The sequence below is a fragment of the Paraburkholderia dioscoreae genome, assembly GCF_902459535.1.
Taxonomy (GTDB): domain Bacteria; phylum Pseudomonadota; class Gammaproteobacteria; order Burkholderiales; family Burkholderiaceae; genus Paraburkholderia; species Paraburkholderia dioscoreae.
Genome location: NZ_LR699553.1, coordinates 2,511,880 through 2,527,884, shown reverse-complemented (window position 1 = coordinate 2,527,884; position 16,005 = coordinate 2,511,880). Strand labels below are relative to the sequence as shown.

18 protein-coding genes are annotated in these 16,005 nt (G+C 62.2%); 8 read left to right on the top strand and 10 right to left on the bottom strand.

Annotated features, from left to right (window positions below):
• The first annotated feature begins 95 nt into the window (after positions 1-95).
• Positions 96-677 carry a hypothetical protein gene (locus PDMSB3_RS11225; protein ID WP_007181566.1) on the top strand — a complete coding sequence of 194 codons (582 nt, stop codon included), beginning with the start codon at positions 96-98 and terminating at the stop codon, positions 675-677.
• Positions 678-842: 165 nt separating this feature from the next.
• Here PDMSB3_RS11225 and PDMSB3_RS11220 read toward each other — a convergent pair whose 3' ends face one another.
• The 10 genes from PDMSB3_RS11220 to PDMSB3_RS11175 all read right to left on the bottom strand — a co-directional run bounded on the left by PDMSB3_RS11220 (position 843) and on the right by PDMSB3_RS11175 (position 10,959).
• Positions 843-1,865: a transporter gene (locus PDMSB3_RS11220; protein WP_007181567.1), complete on the bottom strand. Its 1,023-nt coding sequence runs from the start codon at positions 1,863-1,865 to the stop codon at positions 843-845.
• Between the two features lie 45 nt (positions 1,866-1,910).
• The gene (cydX, locus tag PDMSB3_RS11215; RefSeq protein ID WP_007181568.1) at positions 1,911-2,036 is read right to left on the bottom strand and encodes a cytochrome bd-I oxidase subunit CydX; all 126 of its coding nucleotides are present in this window, start codon (positions 2,034-2,036) and stop codon (positions 1,911-1,913) included.
• A gap of 55 nt (positions 2,037-2,091) precedes the next feature.
• On the bottom strand, positions 2,092-3,228 hold the full coding sequence (cydB, locus tag PDMSB3_RS11210; RefSeq protein ID WP_007181569.1) for a cytochrome d ubiquinol oxidase subunit II: 1,137 nt from the start codon (positions 3,226-3,228) through the stop codon (positions 2,092-2,094).
• Positions 3,229-3,263: 35 nt separating this feature from the next.
• Positions 3,264-4,871, bottom strand: a complete 1,608-nt coding sequence (locus PDMSB3_RS11205; protein ID WP_007179434.1) for a cytochrome ubiquinol oxidase subunit I — start codon at positions 4,869-4,871, stop codon at positions 3,264-3,266.
• A complete protein-coding gene (cydP, locus tag PDMSB3_RS11200) occupies positions 4,861-5,121 on the bottom strand; it encodes a cytochrome oxidase putative small subunit CydP (protein ID WP_007181571.1) in 261 nt (86 codons plus the stop codon). The genes PDMSB3_RS11205 and cydP overlap by 11 nt, the downstream gene beginning before the upstream one ends.
• Positions 5,122-5,811: 690 nt before the next feature.
• Positions 5,812-6,942: an ABC transporter permease gene (locus PDMSB3_RS11195; protein ID WP_007181573.1), complete on the bottom strand. Its 1,131-nt coding sequence runs from the start codon at positions 6,940-6,942 to the stop codon at positions 5,812-5,814.
• A gap of 6 nt (positions 6,943-6,948) precedes the next feature.
• Positions 6,949-8,085, bottom strand: a complete 1,137-nt coding sequence (locus tag PDMSB3_RS11190) for an ABC transporter permease (RefSeq protein ID WP_007181574.1) — start codon at positions 8,083-8,085, stop codon at positions 6,949-6,951.
• Positions 8,082-9,032, bottom strand: coding sequence for an ABC transporter ATP-binding protein (locus tag PDMSB3_RS11185; RefSeq protein WP_165186167.1), 951 nt, complete (start codon positions 9,030-9,032; stop codon positions 8,082-8,084). Before PDMSB3_RS11185 ends, PDMSB3_RS11190 begins: the two co-directional genes overlap by 4 nt.
• Positions 9,029-9,973 carry an ABC transporter ATP-binding protein gene (locus PDMSB3_RS11180; RefSeq protein WP_007181576.1) on the bottom strand — a complete coding sequence of 315 codons (945 nt, stop codon included), beginning with the start codon at positions 9,971-9,973 and terminating at the stop codon, positions 9,029-9,031. The genes PDMSB3_RS11185 and PDMSB3_RS11180 overlap by 4 nt, the downstream gene beginning before the upstream one ends.
• On the bottom strand, positions 9,970-10,959 hold the full coding sequence (locus tag PDMSB3_RS11175) for an HlyD family secretion protein (RefSeq protein ID WP_007181577.1): 990 nt from the start codon (positions 10,957-10,959) through the stop codon (positions 9,970-9,972). The genes PDMSB3_RS11180 and PDMSB3_RS11175 overlap by 4 nt, the downstream gene beginning before the upstream one ends.
• A 465-nt stretch (positions 10,960-11,424) precedes the next feature.
• Between PDMSB3_RS11175 and PDMSB3_RS38185 the strand changes: the two genes are divergently transcribed.
• The 7 genes from PDMSB3_RS38185 (at position 11,425) to ldcA (ending at position 15,920) form a co-directional block, all read left to right on the top strand.
• Entirely contained in the window at positions 11,425-11,553 is a 129-nt protein-coding gene (locus tag PDMSB3_RS38185) for a hypothetical protein (RefSeq protein WP_007181578.1), read from the top strand.
• Positions 11,550-12,083, top strand: coding sequence for a flavin reductase family protein (locus PDMSB3_RS11170; protein ID WP_007181579.1), 534 nt, complete (start codon positions 11,550-11,552; stop codon positions 12,081-12,083). The genes PDMSB3_RS38185 and PDMSB3_RS11170 overlap by 4 nt, the downstream gene beginning before the upstream one ends.
• Before the next feature lie 48 nt (positions 12,084-12,131).
• Positions 12,132-12,728, top strand: coding sequence for an NAD(P)H-dependent oxidoreductase (locus PDMSB3_RS11165; RefSeq protein ID WP_007181580.1), 597 nt, complete (start codon positions 12,132-12,134; stop codon positions 12,726-12,728).
• A gap of 361 nt (positions 12,729-13,089) precedes the next feature.
• Positions 13,090-13,695 (top strand): 2'-5' RNA ligase family protein, encoded by a 606-nt coding sequence (locus PDMSB3_RS11160; RefSeq protein WP_007181581.1) that lies wholly within the window; start codon positions 13,090-13,092, stop codon positions 13,693-13,695.
• Between the two features lie 155 nt (positions 13,696-13,850).
• Positions 13,851-14,252 carry a DnaJ family domain-containing protein gene (locus PDMSB3_RS11155; RefSeq protein WP_007181582.1) on the top strand — a complete coding sequence of 134 codons (402 nt, stop codon included), beginning with the start codon at positions 13,851-13,853 and terminating at the stop codon, positions 14,250-14,252.
• A 137-nt stretch (positions 14,253-14,389) separates the two neighbouring features.
• Positions 14,390-14,965 (top strand): tRNA adenosine(34) deaminase TadA, encoded by a 576-nt coding sequence (tadA, locus tag PDMSB3_RS11150; protein WP_407670562.1) that lies wholly within the window; start codon positions 14,390-14,392, stop codon positions 14,963-14,965.
• A gap of 28 nt (positions 14,966-14,993) precedes the next feature.
• Complete coding sequence (ldcA, locus tag PDMSB3_RS11145; protein ID WP_007181584.1) at positions 14,994-15,920, top strand: muramoyltetrapeptide carboxypeptidase; 927 nt, start codon at positions 14,994-14,996, stop codon at positions 15,918-15,920.
• Positions 15,921-16,005 lie beyond the last annotated feature (85 nt).

Genomic DNA, 16,005 nt, shown 5'->3' with positions numbered 1-16,005 from the left:
CTCGAGTCAGCGGCCGTTAGCGGTGCCCGTTTCGTTTGCACTATCGGCCGTTACACGCGGGGTCTGGGTAGGTGTCGTGTGAGGGAGTCGAAAACGTGAAAGATGCGTACGAGCGGCGTGCGTTGCTGCTTCATCTGGGCGACGTGCTGGAGGCGGTCAATCGTCTCATGATTTGCAGCGGCGACAAACAGGGCAAACAGACCGTGCACGAAGCAGTGGCCGCGCATGATTCGCTCAAGGGCGTGCCGCTGCTGATGCATGTATCGCCCTCGATGGCCACGCGGGATTTCGTCGAGCATGCCACTGCAGCCTTTCTTTCCTGGCCCAGGGAATTGCTTGAATTGGAGCTTGATCGCGAGCAGCTGGCGCGTACGGTTCAGCAGGCGCTTTTTGCGGACAACGCGCAAGGCTGGCAGGACTATGTCGTGAGGTTGCGCGAGGCGGTTGCGTGGTTCGGCGCGGACCTGAAACCCATTGAGACGAGCCAGCGGCCAGGCGAGGTCGTCACGCGCGCCGATACGGAACAGCCGGATCCTCTCGCCCGCGACGCGGATACAGGGCGGCCGGATTCCGGCGATATCGAACGCGATAATGGCGACCAGTCACAGGCTTCGCGTGAGAGCGTGGAAAACGGCGGACGCTTATACCCGTCGTGGCCCTGGAAATCGGGCGTCTGACTGGTCTGATCAATGGTTGACGTAAGGCCGCCTTGATTCAGCACAAGGGAGCTCGAGCGGGACCGGGGTAAGGTTTGCATTGGGGGTGGGGACCCCCAGGGAGTAGCGTGTTAAGCCCGGTTCGTCCGGGCTTTTTTTCCGCCAGTCCGCTCGCCCGCGTCGAGATCAATCGCGCCTCGGGCGGAAGATCAGCCAGGCTGCGAGGCTCGTGAAAAGCACGGCGATCGTGGCGATGATCCAGAATCCGCGAGTATCGTATCTGAAAGGCAGGCCGCCCACGTTCATTCCGAGCAAACCGGAGATCAGGTTGATCGGCAAGGCGATCACGGTGACAGCAGTGAGGATCAGCACACTCCTGTTCGTATGTTCGGCCACGCGATTGGCGATTTCCGCTTCCAGCAGCTTGATGCGCTCCTCGAGGCCGCTCATATCGCGCAGTCTCAGGGAAAACTCTTCGGCGGATTGGCGGAGCGACTGGATGTCTTCGTCACCCGCCCATTTGGGCGGCCGGTTGACGAGGCGAAAGAGTGCGGCAGGCTCCGGTGCCAGCAGGCGTCGCAGGCTTACCAGGTCGCGGCGAATGATGCCGAGGCTCGAACGTTTCGGCAATTTTCCGGTGAGCAGCGTTGCATCCACTTTATTGGCTGTTTTAGCGGCCGTCCGCACAATTCCGGTCAGGACATCTGCCTGCTCTTCCAGCAGGTTGATCAGGAGTGCCATAGGGCTGAGAAAGGGTTGACCGGCTTCGACAGCCAGCGTCAACTGATTGACCGAGCGCAGCGGACGGGCATGCGCGCTTAGCAGGCAACGATCGCTGACATTGAGCCACAGCGTCGCCACCTGGAGGGGCGTTTGCCTTCTGAAGTCGTATTCGACGTCATTGAGTACAGCAATGACGTCTTCGTGCACGTGAGTCATCCGGGTTGAACGGGAACCTTCCCTGAGCGCTTCAGCGAAGGTTGCCGACATGCTCACCATGCGCTGCAACGGCAAACTGTCCAGCACTGCGGGAATATCGTGGAAATGTAGCCAGATGAATTCCCCGCTGCTGTCGTTCCGATGCTCCAACCAACTGGCCGCGGAGTCCGCGTCTATCTCGCGGCCTATTCCGCTGGCTGAAAACAGATAGCCGCGGTCCAGAGGGAAGGTTTCGGTGGTTTTCTGCGCCAACGGCGTGGCGGTGTTCATTGAATGCTCCTTCCTGCCCGGCGACCCGAACACCCTCCGGTCGACTCAGACCCGTTTCTGATCAGGGCGCCTGGTTCCCTCAACCGGTTGGGCTGACTCAAGCCAAAGCGCGTTGATGATGCCGAACGCAAGCGCTACTCCAATACCAAGAATCCAGCTGAAATACCACATTGTGTGCTCCCGGTAATCGCGTTTCAGTAATTTGCGAGAATGTGCGGAATGCCGCTCAGTACATCGTGTGCCTGTTCTCTTCGAGCGCCGCGGCCGTCACCTTGCCGCGCATCACGCGATACACCCAGCTCGTGTAGATCAGGATGAGCGGCAGGAACACGATCACGGCGATCAGCATGATCTGCAGCGTCATGCGGCTCGAGGTCGAGTCCCACACGGTGAGGCTGCTGCGGCCGTCGAGTGAGGAGGGCATGATGAACGGGAACATCGAGAAGCCCGCCGTGAGGATCACACCGATAATCATCAGCGAGGTCGCCAGAAAGGCGCTCTTCTCGAAACGCGAGCGTGCGAGTAGCGTGGCCAGCACGCCGCCCACCAGACCGGCCACCGGCGCGGCCACCATCCACGGATAGGTCGCGTAGTTGGTCAGCCACAGGCCGGGTGCGCCGATCACGCTCTTCAGCAGCGGATTGGCGACCGTGTCGAGCGGCGCGGCGTCGACCAGCTGATAGCCGCCGATCATCGTGGCGATCAGCGCACCGGCAATCAGGAACAGCACCACGGCCGCGAACGAAGCGATCCGCAGCGCGAGCGAAGCGCGCTCGGCCACAATGTCGTCCGCTTTCATCTTCACGAAGGCGGCGCCATGCGCGGCCAGCATCGACACGCTGACGAGCCCGCACAGCACCGCGAACGGGTTGAGCAGCGCGAAGAAACCGCCGTGATAGGTCACGCGCAGGTCGGTATCGAACGAGAACGGCACGCCTTGCAGCAGGTTGCCGAACGCGACGCCGAACACCAGGGCCGGCACGAAGCCGCCGACGAACAGTGCCCAGTCCCACGCGCTGCGCCAGCGCGGATCTTCACGCTTGCTGCGGTAGTCGAAGCCGACCGGCCGGAAGAACAGCGAGAACAGCACCAGCAGCATGGCGAAATAGAAGCCGGAGAACGACGCCGCGTACACCAGCGGCCACGCGGCGAACATCGCGCCGCCCGCGGTGATGAGCCAGACCTGATTGCCTTCCCAGGTCGCGCCCACCGTGTTGACGACGATGCGCCGCTCGGCGTCCGTCTTGCCGATGAACGGCAGCAGGATCGCCGCGCCCATGTCGAAGCCGTCGGTGAGCGCGAAGCCGATCAGCAGTACGCCGATCAGCACCCACCAGATCAGTTTGAGGGTTGCATAATCCATGATGATCTTTTCCCTTGAATCTCGGTGTCGGCGAATCAGGCGACCGTGCTGGTCGGCAGCGGCCGGTTGCCCAGCGGCCGATCCGGTGACGGTTGTTCGTGGTGATAGCGGCCCGTATGCAGCGACGAGGGACCGAGCCGCGCGTACTTGAACATCAGCATGATTTCGATGATGAACAGCGCCGTGTAGAACACCACGAAGCCGCCGATACTCAGATACAGGTCGCCCGCGGTCAGACTCGAGGCTGACAGGCTGGTGGGCAGAATGCCCGCGATGGTCCACGGCTGGCGGCCCACTTCAGCGACGATCCAGCCGAATTCAGCCGCGAGCCAGGGCAGCGGAATCGCCCACAGCGCCCAGCGCAGGAACCAGCGGCGCTTCTCCAGCAACAGCGAGCGCTGCGCGCAGAACCAGAAGGCGAGCACGAAGGTCGCGAGGAACAGGATGCCGAGGCCCACCATCAGGCGGAACGAGAAGAACACAGGCGCCACGGGCGGGATCGTTTTCTTCGCGGCCTGGGTGATCTGGTCGGGCGTGGCGTCGGTGACGTTCGCGGTGAACTGCTTGAGCATCAGGCCGTAGCCGAGATCCTGCTTGTGCGCGTCGAAGGCGGCTTTGGCTTCGTCGGTGACGTCGCCCTGTTTGAGCTTCTGCAGCGCGGCGTAGGCCAGCATGCCGTTGCGGATGCGCGCCTCGTTGCGCACCATGAGCTCTTTCAGGCCGACCACGGGTTCGTCGAGCGAGCGCGTGGCGATCAGGCCGAGCGCGTAGGGAACCCGGATCGCGTAGTCGGTGCGCTCCTCCTTCTGGTTCGGAATCCCGATGATCGTGAACGGGGCCGGCGCGGGGGCGGTTTCCCATTCGGATTCGATCGCGGCGAGCTTGACCTGCTGGACTTCGCCGGTGCGGTAGCCGGATTCGTCGCCGAGTACGATCACGCACAGCGTGGACGCAAGACCGAAACCGGCGGCAATCGCGAACGAGCGCAGCGCGAATTCGGTGTCGCGGCGCTTGAGCAGATACCACGACGACACGCCGAGCACGAACATCGAGGCCGTTACATAGCCGGCGGAGACGGTGTGCACGAACTTGACCTGCGCGACCGGATTGAGCAGCACGGAGAAGATGCTGTCGAGCTCCATGCGCATGGTCTGGTAGTTGAAGGTCGCGCCGACTGGATTGTTCATCCAGCCGTTGGCTACCAGAATCCACAGGGCCGAGAGGTTCGAGCCGAGCGCGACGAGGAACGTGACGGACACGTGCTGGACCTTCGAGAGACGCTTCCAGCCGAAGAAGAACAGGCCGACGAAGGTCGATTCGAGGAAGAACGCCATCAGGCCTTCGACGGCGAGCGGCACGCCGAAAATGTCGCCCACATAGTGCGAGTAATACGACCAGTTGGTGCCGAACTGGAATTCGAGCGTGAGACCGGTGGTCACGCCCATGGCAAAGTTGATGCCGAAGAGCTTGCCCCAGAACTGGGTCATGTCCTTGTAGATCTGCTTGCCGGTCATCACGTAGACCGATTCCATGATGACGAGCAGCCAGGACAGGCCGAGCGTGAGCGGGACGAACAGGAAGTGATAAAGCGCCGTGATGGCGAACTGGAGGCGCGACAGTTCTACGACTTCGCTAACGGGCATGTTGATCACCTTGGGACGGATGCGGGGCAGGCACGGACAGCAGCGCCTGCGCGACTTGCTCAGGCGGGAGCGACATGTGCTCTGCCTGCGGATGATTGAAGAAGGTGTACTTGAGCACCATCAGCAATGCGAACTTGATGGCGAGGACGATGACGATATCCCGCGTGAAAGTCGGTCCGTGCAGCCAGCCGGCAAGTCGCGCGCGCAGGGCGGGGCGAGGTCGGTTCCTGTCGTTCAGCGTGATGGTCATGATCGGTCGATGGACGACTTCGTTCGAGTTTGAGCGGGCCGACTGCTATGCGATCGGTCGCGGTAAGTCATATCTTCATGAAAGAACGGTTGTTCACGCTTGAGCAATGTCAAGAAACTCGGGGCTACAACGCAGCGAGGTCGATAAATAGCCGATCTCATGTTGGATTTGTCTGTCGGGTGTGGCGGTTTTTCAACGTTCCGGGTTCGTTGCGGCACGTCAATTGGGCTGGCAAAAGTCCGCGTATGGTCTTATACGGAACGCGCGTCGAGCACTGCGTATCAGGCGGCGCGTGTTGTCTGCACACATCAGCGTTGCAATCCGTCGGCCACGCGAGAGCGATTCGCTGGATCGTGCCCACGTCGCTTTCAAAGGCAGTATTGGGCGACTGCAAATCAGGAGCATGGGTATGCCGCATCATCCTCGAATTCTGGAAAAGCTTGCGTTTTCGGTGGTCGTATTCTCGGCTCTTGTCTGCTCCGTATTTATCGCTTACGAAAGATGTCCCGACATCAGATTCGCCATGCAGGCTGAAAGAGACGTTCTCACTTGCAATCTCGGGGAATCGTCTGTTTGTCCGGGCGTGGATCCGGACTTGCTTGCAGGAGCGTTGACGTACTGAAGCGTACTGAAGCATTGAATCGTCCACCACGCCGTGCACAACCGGAACCATCGGGGAGAAGCTGCGAATCAGTCGAGCGATTTGCGAAAACGCAGGACGCTCAGCGTCAGCATGATCCCGCCGAGCGCCGCCATTGCCGCGAGTTGCGGCCATAGCACCGCAAAGCCGGTGCCCTTCAGGAATACCGAGCGCAGTACGACCAGAAAGTAGCGCAACGGGTTGATAAGCGTAATCCACTGCAACACTTTGGGCATCGCGGCGATAGGGAACGCAAAGCCCGACAGAATGAAGAGCGGATTGATCAGAAAGAAATTGAGCGCGAACGCCTGTTGCTGCGTGCGCGAGAAGGTGGACAGCAGCAAACCCAGGCCGAGTGCGGCGAGCAGAAAAAGCGACGCACCGACCAGCATGACGAACGGATTGCCGACGAACGGAACGCGAAACCACCCTATGCCGACCGCGGTCACGAGAGCAACGTCGCCGAGGCCGATCAGGAAGAACGGCACGGTCTTGCCGAGAATGAATTCGACCGGCTTGATCGGGCTGACCATGATCTGCTCCAGCGTGCCGATCTCGCGTTCGCGAACCACGGCAAACGCGGTGAGGCTGACCACCTGCATCAGCGTAAGCGTGCCGACCACGCCTGGAATGAAGAACCAGCGGTCGTCGATAGCATCGTTGTACCAGGGGCGCTCACGCAGCGTAACGTCAACGGCGGGCGGCGAGGAACCCGTGAAAGTGGACCACTGGTCGGCCATCTGGTCCTTCTGGAATTGCGCGACGATCTGGCTGACGTAGCCGAGCGCGATCAGCGCCGTGTTGGAGTTGGTGCCGTCCACGACGACCTGCAGCGGCGCGGTCTGGCCGTTGCCGAGATACTGCGCGAATCCCGCATGAATGACGAGCGCCATCGTCGCCTTGTCGCTATCGATGTCGTGCGTGATATCGCCCGCCGTCGTGGCGTTATCGACAACGTCGAACTTGCCCGTCGCGGTGAAATGCGAGACGAGGTTGCGGCTCGCCTGGCTATGGTCCAGATCGAGTACGGCGAGGCTCACGTGGTTGACGGTGAAAGTCGCGGCGTAGCCGTAGATGATCACCTGCAGCAGGAGCGGCACGACCAGCCGGAATATCGCCCACGGGTCGCGCTTGAGTTCGAGGAACTCCTTCATCAACATGACCTGCAGACGGTCGAACATGATGTGCTAGTCCAGATGTTTGCGGAACGCCCGGGAGGCGATCCAGATAATGGCCAGCGCATACACAGCTAGAGCGAGAATCGGCATGGCGAGATCGGGAATGGTGCTGCCTTTCAGGAACACCGCCCGCAGGATCGTGATGTAGTAGCGAGCGTAGACCAGCAGCGTGGCGACCTGAATCGGCTCGGGCATCTGGTCGATGGCGAACGTGTAGCCCGAAAGCATGCTGGTCGGCAGCATGGTCAGCAGCAGTGCCACCTGGCTCGCGCCGAGCTGGCTGCGGATATGCACCGACACCAGATAGCCGATGCCGAGCACGACGAGCGTAAACAGCGCGGTCGTGGCGATCAGCGTGCCGACGCTGCCGCGCAATGGCACGTGAAACCAGTACACCGTACTGAGCAGACAGAATGCCGCATTGACGAGTCCGATCACGAAGTACGGAAGCAGCTTGCCGAGCATCACTTCGAGCGCGGTGACCGGCGTGGAAATGAGCTGCTCCATCGTGCCGCGCTCCCACTCGCGCGAGATGGTCAGCGACGTGAGTTGCGCGCCGACCAGCGCGAGAATGACCGCGACGACACCCGGAATGATGAAATTGCGGCTGTCGAGCGTCTCGTTGAACCAGACACGCGGTTCGAGATCGACCGCTCCCACGGTCTGCGCCGGTATGCCGTGGGACTGCTGCCAGCGCGTCTGGAACTCGGCCGTGATGCGCGCGACGACGTTCTGCGCGTACCCGATCGCAATGTTGGTCGTATTGGCGTCGGTCGCATCGAACACGGTTTGCACCGAGGCCGTACCCGTCGTGGTGAAGACACGCGAAAAATTGACCGGAATGGTGACGACGCCGGCACACGTGCCGCGATCCATCGCATCGCGCAGCGCACGCTCGTTGTCCACGTTCCGAACCGCGGAAAACCAGTGTGACGACACGAAGTCCTGCACCAGTTCACGGCTGAGCTGGCTGTGCTCCTCGTCGTTGATGCACAGCGGCACTCGCCGGATGTCGAGGCTGACGCCATAGCCGAGCAGCACCATCTGCAGCAGCGGCATCAGCAGCGCGATGGCGAGACTGCGCGGATCGCGCCAGATCTGCAGCGTTTCCTTGAATGCCATTGCCAGCAGCCGCCGCAGGCTCATGTCGAGTGCACTCCCTTGTCCGCACGGGTAACTAGCTGGACGAACACATCCTCGAGACTGGCGCGGATGGCGCGCACGGTCTTCACCTCGATATGCCGGGCTGCAAGAAATGACTGAAGTACGGTTTCAGCCGCACCCAGATGCAGCAGCACGTGCAGCCTGTCGCCGAAGATCGCGGCGTCGATCACCTCGGGCGCTTCGCGCAGCGCGGCGAGGGCCGCGCCCAGCGGCGTGCACACCACCTCGAACAGGTTGCCCCCGAGATTGTGTTCGCGCAGCTCACTGGGGCTGCCGATTGCCACCAGATGGCCCGCATCGATCAGCGCGATGCGGTGGCAGTATTCCGCCTCGTCCATGTAATGCGTGGACACCAGTACCGTCACGCCGCCCGCGGCGAGGCCGTGAATCAGATCCCAGAACCGGCGGCGCGCCTCGGGCTCGACACCCGAGGTCGGTTCGTCGAGAAACAGCACGGGCGGGCGGTGCAGATTCGCACAGCCGAGTGCGAGCCGTTGCTTCCAGCCGCCCGCGAGCGTGCGCACCAGCGTATCTTCACGTCCTTCGAGTCCCGCGGTCGAAATGGCCAGCTGGATACGCTCGGCGATTTCGCGTCGGGGAACCCGGTAGATGCCGCAAAAAAAACGCAGGTTTTCGCGGCAGGTCAGGTCGCCGTACAGCGAGAACTTCTGCGACATGTAGCCAATGTGCGAACGTAGCGCTTCGGCCTGGGTGCCGACGTCGAAGCCGGCTACGGACGCCGGCCCGGCGCTGGGCGAAAGCAGCCCGCATAGCATGCGGATGGTGGTCGACTTACCCGCGCCGTTCGGCCCGATGAAGCCGACGACTTCGCCCCTGGCGATGGACAGGTTGAGCCCGTCGACCGCGGTAAACGCGCCAAATCGTTTGGTCAGGCCGATTGCCTCCACTACAGGAGCCGCGGCGCTCATGTTGTGCTTCCCGACCCGACGAGCGCGACGAAAACATCTTCGATGCCCGGCTCGATCGACGTCATGGTTGCGTTCGCAATGGAGCGCGCGGCAAGCCGTGCCTGCAACTCCGGCAGACGGCGCGCTGCGTCGTCGACGCGCACGTGCACACGGTCGCCCATCAGCAATGCGCTGAGCACGCCGGGTGCATCCACGAGCGCGTCGTGTACCGCGCGCGGGTCTGCGGCGACGACTGCGAACAGGGCGCCCGGCATGGCCTGCTTCAGTCGTGCCGGCGTATCGCACTGGCGAATTTGGCCGGTGTGCAGCAACGCGAGCCGCGAGCAGCGTTCGGCTTCGTCCATATACGCCGTGGACAGCACGATAGTGACGCCGCTCTCGCGAAGGTTGTACAGAATCGCCCAGAAATCGCGCCGCGACACCGGGTCCACGCCGGTAGTCGGTTCATCCAGCAGCAGCACGCGCGGTGTGTGAATCAACGCGCAAACCAGGCCGAGTTTCTGCTTCATGCCGCCCGACAGTTGCCCGGCGAGACGATCCCGGAACGGCACGAGCCCGGCGGCTTCGAGAAGTTCGCCGCTGCGGGTTCGGTTGGCTTTGCGCGACACCCCGAACAGTTCGCCATAGAAAAAAATGTTCTCGGCGACCGTCAGATCCTCGTACAGGCCGAAACGCTGGGGCATATAACTGAGTGCCGCTTTTGCGAGTTCCGGCTTCGCTATCACGTCGATGTTTTCCAGCGAGATCTCACCGGCGTCCGGTCGCAGCACGCCCGCCAGCATGCGCATGATGGTGGTCTTGCCTGCGCCGTCCGGCCCGACCAGACCGAAGATTTCTCCGCGCTCGATATCGAGGCTGACACCGCGCACCGCCTGCACGGTTCCGAAACTGCGGACCAGGTCGCGTGCATGGATCGCGGTCGTTGCCGCGCCGGTGCTCATTTGCCGGGCGCCAGCAAGGCGATCGTCGCATCGGCCGGCATACCCGGCAACAGTTCGTGCGTGGGGTTGTCGATATCGATGCGAACGCGATAGACAAGCGTCACGCGCTCGGCGTGCGTCTCGACGGTTTTGGGCGTGAATTCAGCCTGCGGGGAAATGAAGCTGATGCGTCCGTGGTAAGTCTTGCCGGCGTAGGTATCGGTCGTCACGGTGACGGGCTCGTTGAGACGAACCTTGCCGATATCGGGCTCGTTCACATATGCGCGCAACCAGACGTGATCGAGTTCATCGAGCGTGAAGATGGCGACGCCCGATCCCGCGAGTTGCCCGAGCTCCGCCTCGCGTACTGCGATCACGCCGTCGAATGGTGCGCGCAGCACCGTGTAGGAGAGCATGACTTCGTCGAGCTTGAGCTTCGCATCCGCCGCAGCCTGGTTTGCGCGCGCGAGCACGATGTTGTTGCTCGCGACTTCCACCAGCGCCTTGTCGTGCGCCAGCGTCGCGGCGGATTGCCGTTCGGCGGTGAAGGCGAGGTCGCGCGTCTGGCGCGGAATGGCGTTGCCTTTCACCAGGTTTTCCGCACGTCCCAGGTCGAGCTGCTTTTCGCTGAGATCGAACTGATCGCTGACGACGTTGTTGCGTGCCGCAGCCAGGGTGCTTTCATTGGCGCTGATCTGCGCCGTGGCCACCTGCAGGTTGGTACGGTCGATTTCCGTTTGCTGGCGATACAGGCGATCGTCGACGCGCGCGAGCACAGTGCCGCGTTGGACATAAGCGCCTTCGTCGAAAGGCAGATAAACAATGGGTGCCTGCACCTGAGTGACGCTCAGGACACTTTCGTGGGCCTCGATGTTGCCGGACACCACGATATGAGTCGTATCGGCATGGGAGCCGAACAGCACCGGCCAGCGCCACGCCACAATGCCGGCTGCCGCGACGGCGACCAGCACGAGCAGCGCCTGCGTGCGGTGTTTCGATAGGTCCATATTTTTCGTTCGTTTGAACTGCATCCGGATGGAGAAGGCGAAGCCGGAGATCGCGAGACTATCTATGTTGCGTTTGCTGAAGATAGAGCCGCTACCCGTCCGGCCAATTGACTCAGGTCAAGTTGAAACTCCATAGGGGCCAGGTCGCGGCTGATCCGCTGTCTGACGGAATCATTACGATCGCGCGAGGCCGCATTCGCCGGCTCGATCCCGTAACGGTGAGTTGCGGTGAGGCATTTCGTAATCTTCGGCTCGTGCTCCCGGCGCCACCAGTGCCCATGCCAACGTCAATGCGGTTTCACCTGGCCGTACGCTCGCACTCGCCGCGCGCGGCACTGCCATCTTCGTGGTCGGCGCATTCCGTTCTTGACGTGAGTCAACGTGGCAATAGTCAAGACGCCTACATTTCCTGCTGGACCCCGAACATCGGGCCTTGGGGCGTTCTAACTCACGAGGAGAATATCCATGCAGTCGCAGATCATGATGATGGGATTTCTGGCCGTCTCTACGCTTGTCACGATTGCCATGTTCGGGCGCACGCCGCAGAGGCGGGCCGTGCTGAAACGGGCGACGGTCCGGCGCGGCGGACAATGAAAGAAGTACCGCTCGCGGAGGTCTACCAACTGCTCGAACCGGGGCCGGTCGTACTGCTCACGACGCGCCATAAGGACCGTGCCAATGTCATGACGATGTCGTGGCACATGATGGTCGAATTCGTGCCGCCACTCGTGGCGTGCGTGGTGAGCCAGGCCGACTACAGTTTCGCCGCGTTGCGCGCAACGCGGGAGTGCGTCATCGCCATCCCGGCCGTGGAACTGGCCTCGACCGTGGTCGAAATCGGCAATGGCAGCGGGCGCGAGATCGTCGATAAATTCGACGCTTCCGGTTTGACGCCGCTGCCGGCCGAATGCGTGGCTGCGCCACTTGTGGCGCAGTGCTTCGCGAACCTTGAATGCAAGGTGGTCGATACGCGGCTGGTGAACCGGTACAACCTGTTCGTGGTGGAGGTGCTGAAAGCATGGCGAGATCCGCGGCAGCGTAATCCGAAGACCATCCACCACCGTGGATACGGTGTATTCACGGTCGACGGCGAAACGATCCGGCTCAAATCGCGTATGCCATAGCGAACCTTCAGCCGGGCGCGTCGCCGTTCATCTGTCTGGGAGGAAGAGATGAAACATCTTGCCGTAGTAGCTCACCCCGTCGAAAACAGCTTCACGATGGGACTGACGCGTGCCTATACCGATGAACTCGAAAAGCTCGGACATACCCAGCGTACCTACGACCTCTATCGTATGGGATTCAACCCGGCGCTCAACGCGCAGGAGTTATCGCCAGCCAACGACAAACACCCTGTCTGTGCCGATGTGGCCAAGGCTCAGGATGAGATTCGCGCCGCCGACGTCCTCGCTGTGATTTATCCGCTCTGGTGGATGTCGATGCCGGCCATGATGAAGGGCTATATCGACCGGGTTTTCGCCCGCGGCTTTGCCTATGAGTCCAGTCATGGCGCGGTGCGCGGACTGCTGGGCGGAAAGAAGGCTGTGCTGATCACCTGCTCGGGGGCGCCGCTGCCGGTCCTCGTGAAGAGCGGAAACTGGAACGCCGTGCAGGTTCTGCAGGATACGCATGTGCTCCGTTCCACAGGTTTCGAGTTGATCGAGCACCTGCATTTCGACGAGATCGCGCCTGAACTGCCGACGGACGTGGCAGCGCAACATATGGAACGCGTTCGCTCCTGCGTGCGGCAGCACTTTGCCCGCGGCTGATACTTCCGGCTTTTCTTCCAGCTTTTTCGCCAGTTCCCGTTGCTGTTCATACTGTATGAATGTACAGTATTGAGCACGGGCTGGTCGCTACGAGCGGTTTTTGAGTGAGAGGCGCCAGCGCTATAACGGGAACGAGTGCACGCCGAATAACGGCGTGTTTGCTTGAGGCAACGGCGTTTACCTGCGGCAACGGCGTGTTTGCCGGCGGCCCGCATCCACCTTGCTAGTCCCGGGCTTGTCATAGCAAGGCGATCGCGCAACTTCACATAGTGGGGTGGTTTGAATCGATCAGGCGCTCAGGCAAGCCCGCGCAATGAACGGAGATTCATTTACATGCCGGCTTTATCTGGTCAGGAACCGCATGCCTGAACAACTTTGGTTGCCGGGACTCGAGGCACCGCCAACGCCGACAGACGGCCTGTTTTTTGCCGTCTTTCCGGACGCCAACACAGCGGCCGGCATCTCGAAGCTGGCGCAACGGCTTTGCGCCGAGACGCGCGCGCGCAGCAAGCCGCTCGCGGCGGCCCGTTTGCACGTCACCTTGCAGCACCTCGGCAATTTCGCGGGAGGTTTGCCGCAGGCGCGAGTCGACGCGGCGATGAAAGCTGCCGCGTCGATCAGGATGGAGCCGTTCAGCGTCGAATTCGACACGGTGGTGAGCTTTGCCTCGAAGCCTCGACCGGGACCATTGGTGCTGACTGGCGGCGAGGGTGTGGTTGGTTTGCATAAGCTGCACGACGCTTTGTGCCGCGAGTTGCAAAACGCGGATTTCGGAGAGCATGCCGCGCCGGTCGCAGTGGACTATACGCCGCACGTCACGCTGGCATATGGCATGCCGTGGGCCGCCGCACGCCCTGTTGAGCCGGTATGCTGGAATGTGCGCGAGTTCGCGCTGGTGCACAGTCTGCTCGGGCGTACGCGGCATGTCCTGCTGGCGCGATGGCCTTTGGCGGATCACGGCTCATAGCGCGCGGCGGCACCCGGGCAATGTTGACCCAATGTTGACCTGTTGAGATGCGACGGCCCGGAGCCGCGTACCGCAGGAGGTTTCGTCGGTTGGAGAGCCGGAACGATCGTGCGCTGCCTGATAGAATGCTTGGGCCGCAACGTAGTGGATCGCAGATGAAATTGCTTGATGCGTTAGTCGAACAGCGTATTGCCGCCGCAGCCGCACGCAGCGAGTTCGACCAGTTACCGGGCGCGGGCGCGCCGCTATCCCTGGGAGACGATGTGCTGGTCCCAGAAGAAGTGCGTGTCGCCAACCGGATTTTGAAGAACGCGGGTTTCGTGCCGCCCGCTGTCGAGCAGTTGCGCGCGTTGCGCGACCTGCAGGCGGAGCTGAATGCCGTGAGCGACCGGGCTACCCGCTGCCGGCTTCAGGCGCGCATGCTGGCGCTCGATATGGCGCTTGAATCATTGCGCGGTGGCCCGCTGGTTCTGCCGCGCGAATACCGTCGGCGGATTGCTGAACGGCTGTCTGAGCGCGTCGGCAGTCTCGGTGCGGCAGAGGCGGGTTCGCAGTGAGCGAGCCGCTCGCCCATTCCGCGGTGCCGGATTCAGATGCTTTCAAATCTCACGAAGCGCCGGATGCCATGAGTTCTCCAGCCTCGGCGAATGGTGTCGCCGAACCGATCGCGATGGATTCAGGCACCGCCGCCATCATGGAGAAGGCGGCAGAGTCCATGCTTGGCGATTCGCCCGCATTATCCGCGGTCTCAGAGCGCGATCGCCGTTTCATGGCGCTCGCACAAGCTGCCGCCGAAGAGGCGCGCGCCGTCGGCGAGGTGCCCGTCGGCGCAGTGCTCGTGCGAGGCGACGAAGTCATCGCCAAAGGTTTCAATCACCCAATCGGTGCGCACGACCCGTCTGCGCATGCGGAAATGGTCGCGTTGCGCGCCGCGGCGCAGGCTGTCGAAAACTACCGTCTGCCGGGCTGCGAACTTTACGTGACGCTTGAGCCGTGCCTGATGTGCGCCGGCGCGATCATGCACGCGCGCATCGCCCGTGTCGTATTCGGGGCGCGCGATCCGAAAACCGGCGCGTGCGGCAGTGTCGTCGATGCGTTCGCGAATCCGCAGTTGAATCATCACACCTCGGTGACCGGCGGCGTGCTCGAAAGCGAATGCGGCGCGGCGCTCAAATCGTTCTTTGCCGAACGGCGGCGCGCAAGCCGCGAAGCGCGCGCGTCGGCACGCGCCGACGCGAGTGGCGAAGCGGGCCCGGCGAAAGCGCCCTGAAACAACAACGTCCAATAAGGTCTTGCTCATGGCCGTCCATCGCACCATCGAACTGATCGCTCCGTCCGGGTATCCGCATGATCCGGAGGTGCTGCATCGCGCGCTGCAACGTTTGCATGCGCAGGGACATCGTGTCGAGGGCGCGGAAGCGGCGAAGCGCCGCTACCAGCGTTTCGCAGGCACGGACGGTCAGCGCGCAGCCGATCTGAACCGGCTCGCCGACCCGTCGCGCGAGTTGCCGGACATCGTACTGGCCGTGCGCGGCGGCTACGGCGCGGTGCGCATTCTGCACGGGCTCGACTATGACGGGCTGCAACGGCGGCTGACCGATCAGCCTGTCGCTCTGGTGGGGCACAGCGATTTCACCGCGATCCAGCTTGCGTTGCTGGCGCGCGCCGGCGTGAAGACCTTCGGCGGTCCGATGGTGATGAGCGACTTCGGCGCGGAGGAACTCAGCGAATTCACCATGCAGCACTTCTGGTCCGCGTTGACGAAGCCGACCATGACGGTCTCGAGCAACACGCCGCAGGCGCAGCCGGTGGACGTCTCAGGCATGTTGTGGGGGGGCAATCTGGCGGTGCTGGTGTCGCTGATCGGCACGCCGTATATGCCGCCGGTGAAGGGCGGCATCCTGTTCATCGAGGACGTCAACGAACAACCGTTCCGGGTCGAGCGGATGATTTATCAACTGCACCTGTCCGGCATCCTCGCGCAGCAGCAGGCGCTCGTGCTGGGCGACTTCTCCGGCGCCAAAGCGTACGACTACGACAATGGCTACGATCTGCATGCAGTGATCGAGCAGGCGAGGTCGGTGATCGGCATTCCGATCGTCACCGGCCTGCAATTCGGGCATGTTCGCAACATGCTGACGCTGCCGGTTGGCGCGAACGCGCATCTGGTTGCCGACGCGCATGGATTCAGACTGAGCTTGTCGGACTATCCATACCTCGCCTGAACCGGCGGAGAAGGGAAGCGGGCAGTCGCCCGTTTTCTTTCAATTCAATATCGCAACTAACGGTCATGTTTTAAAAGCTGCTACC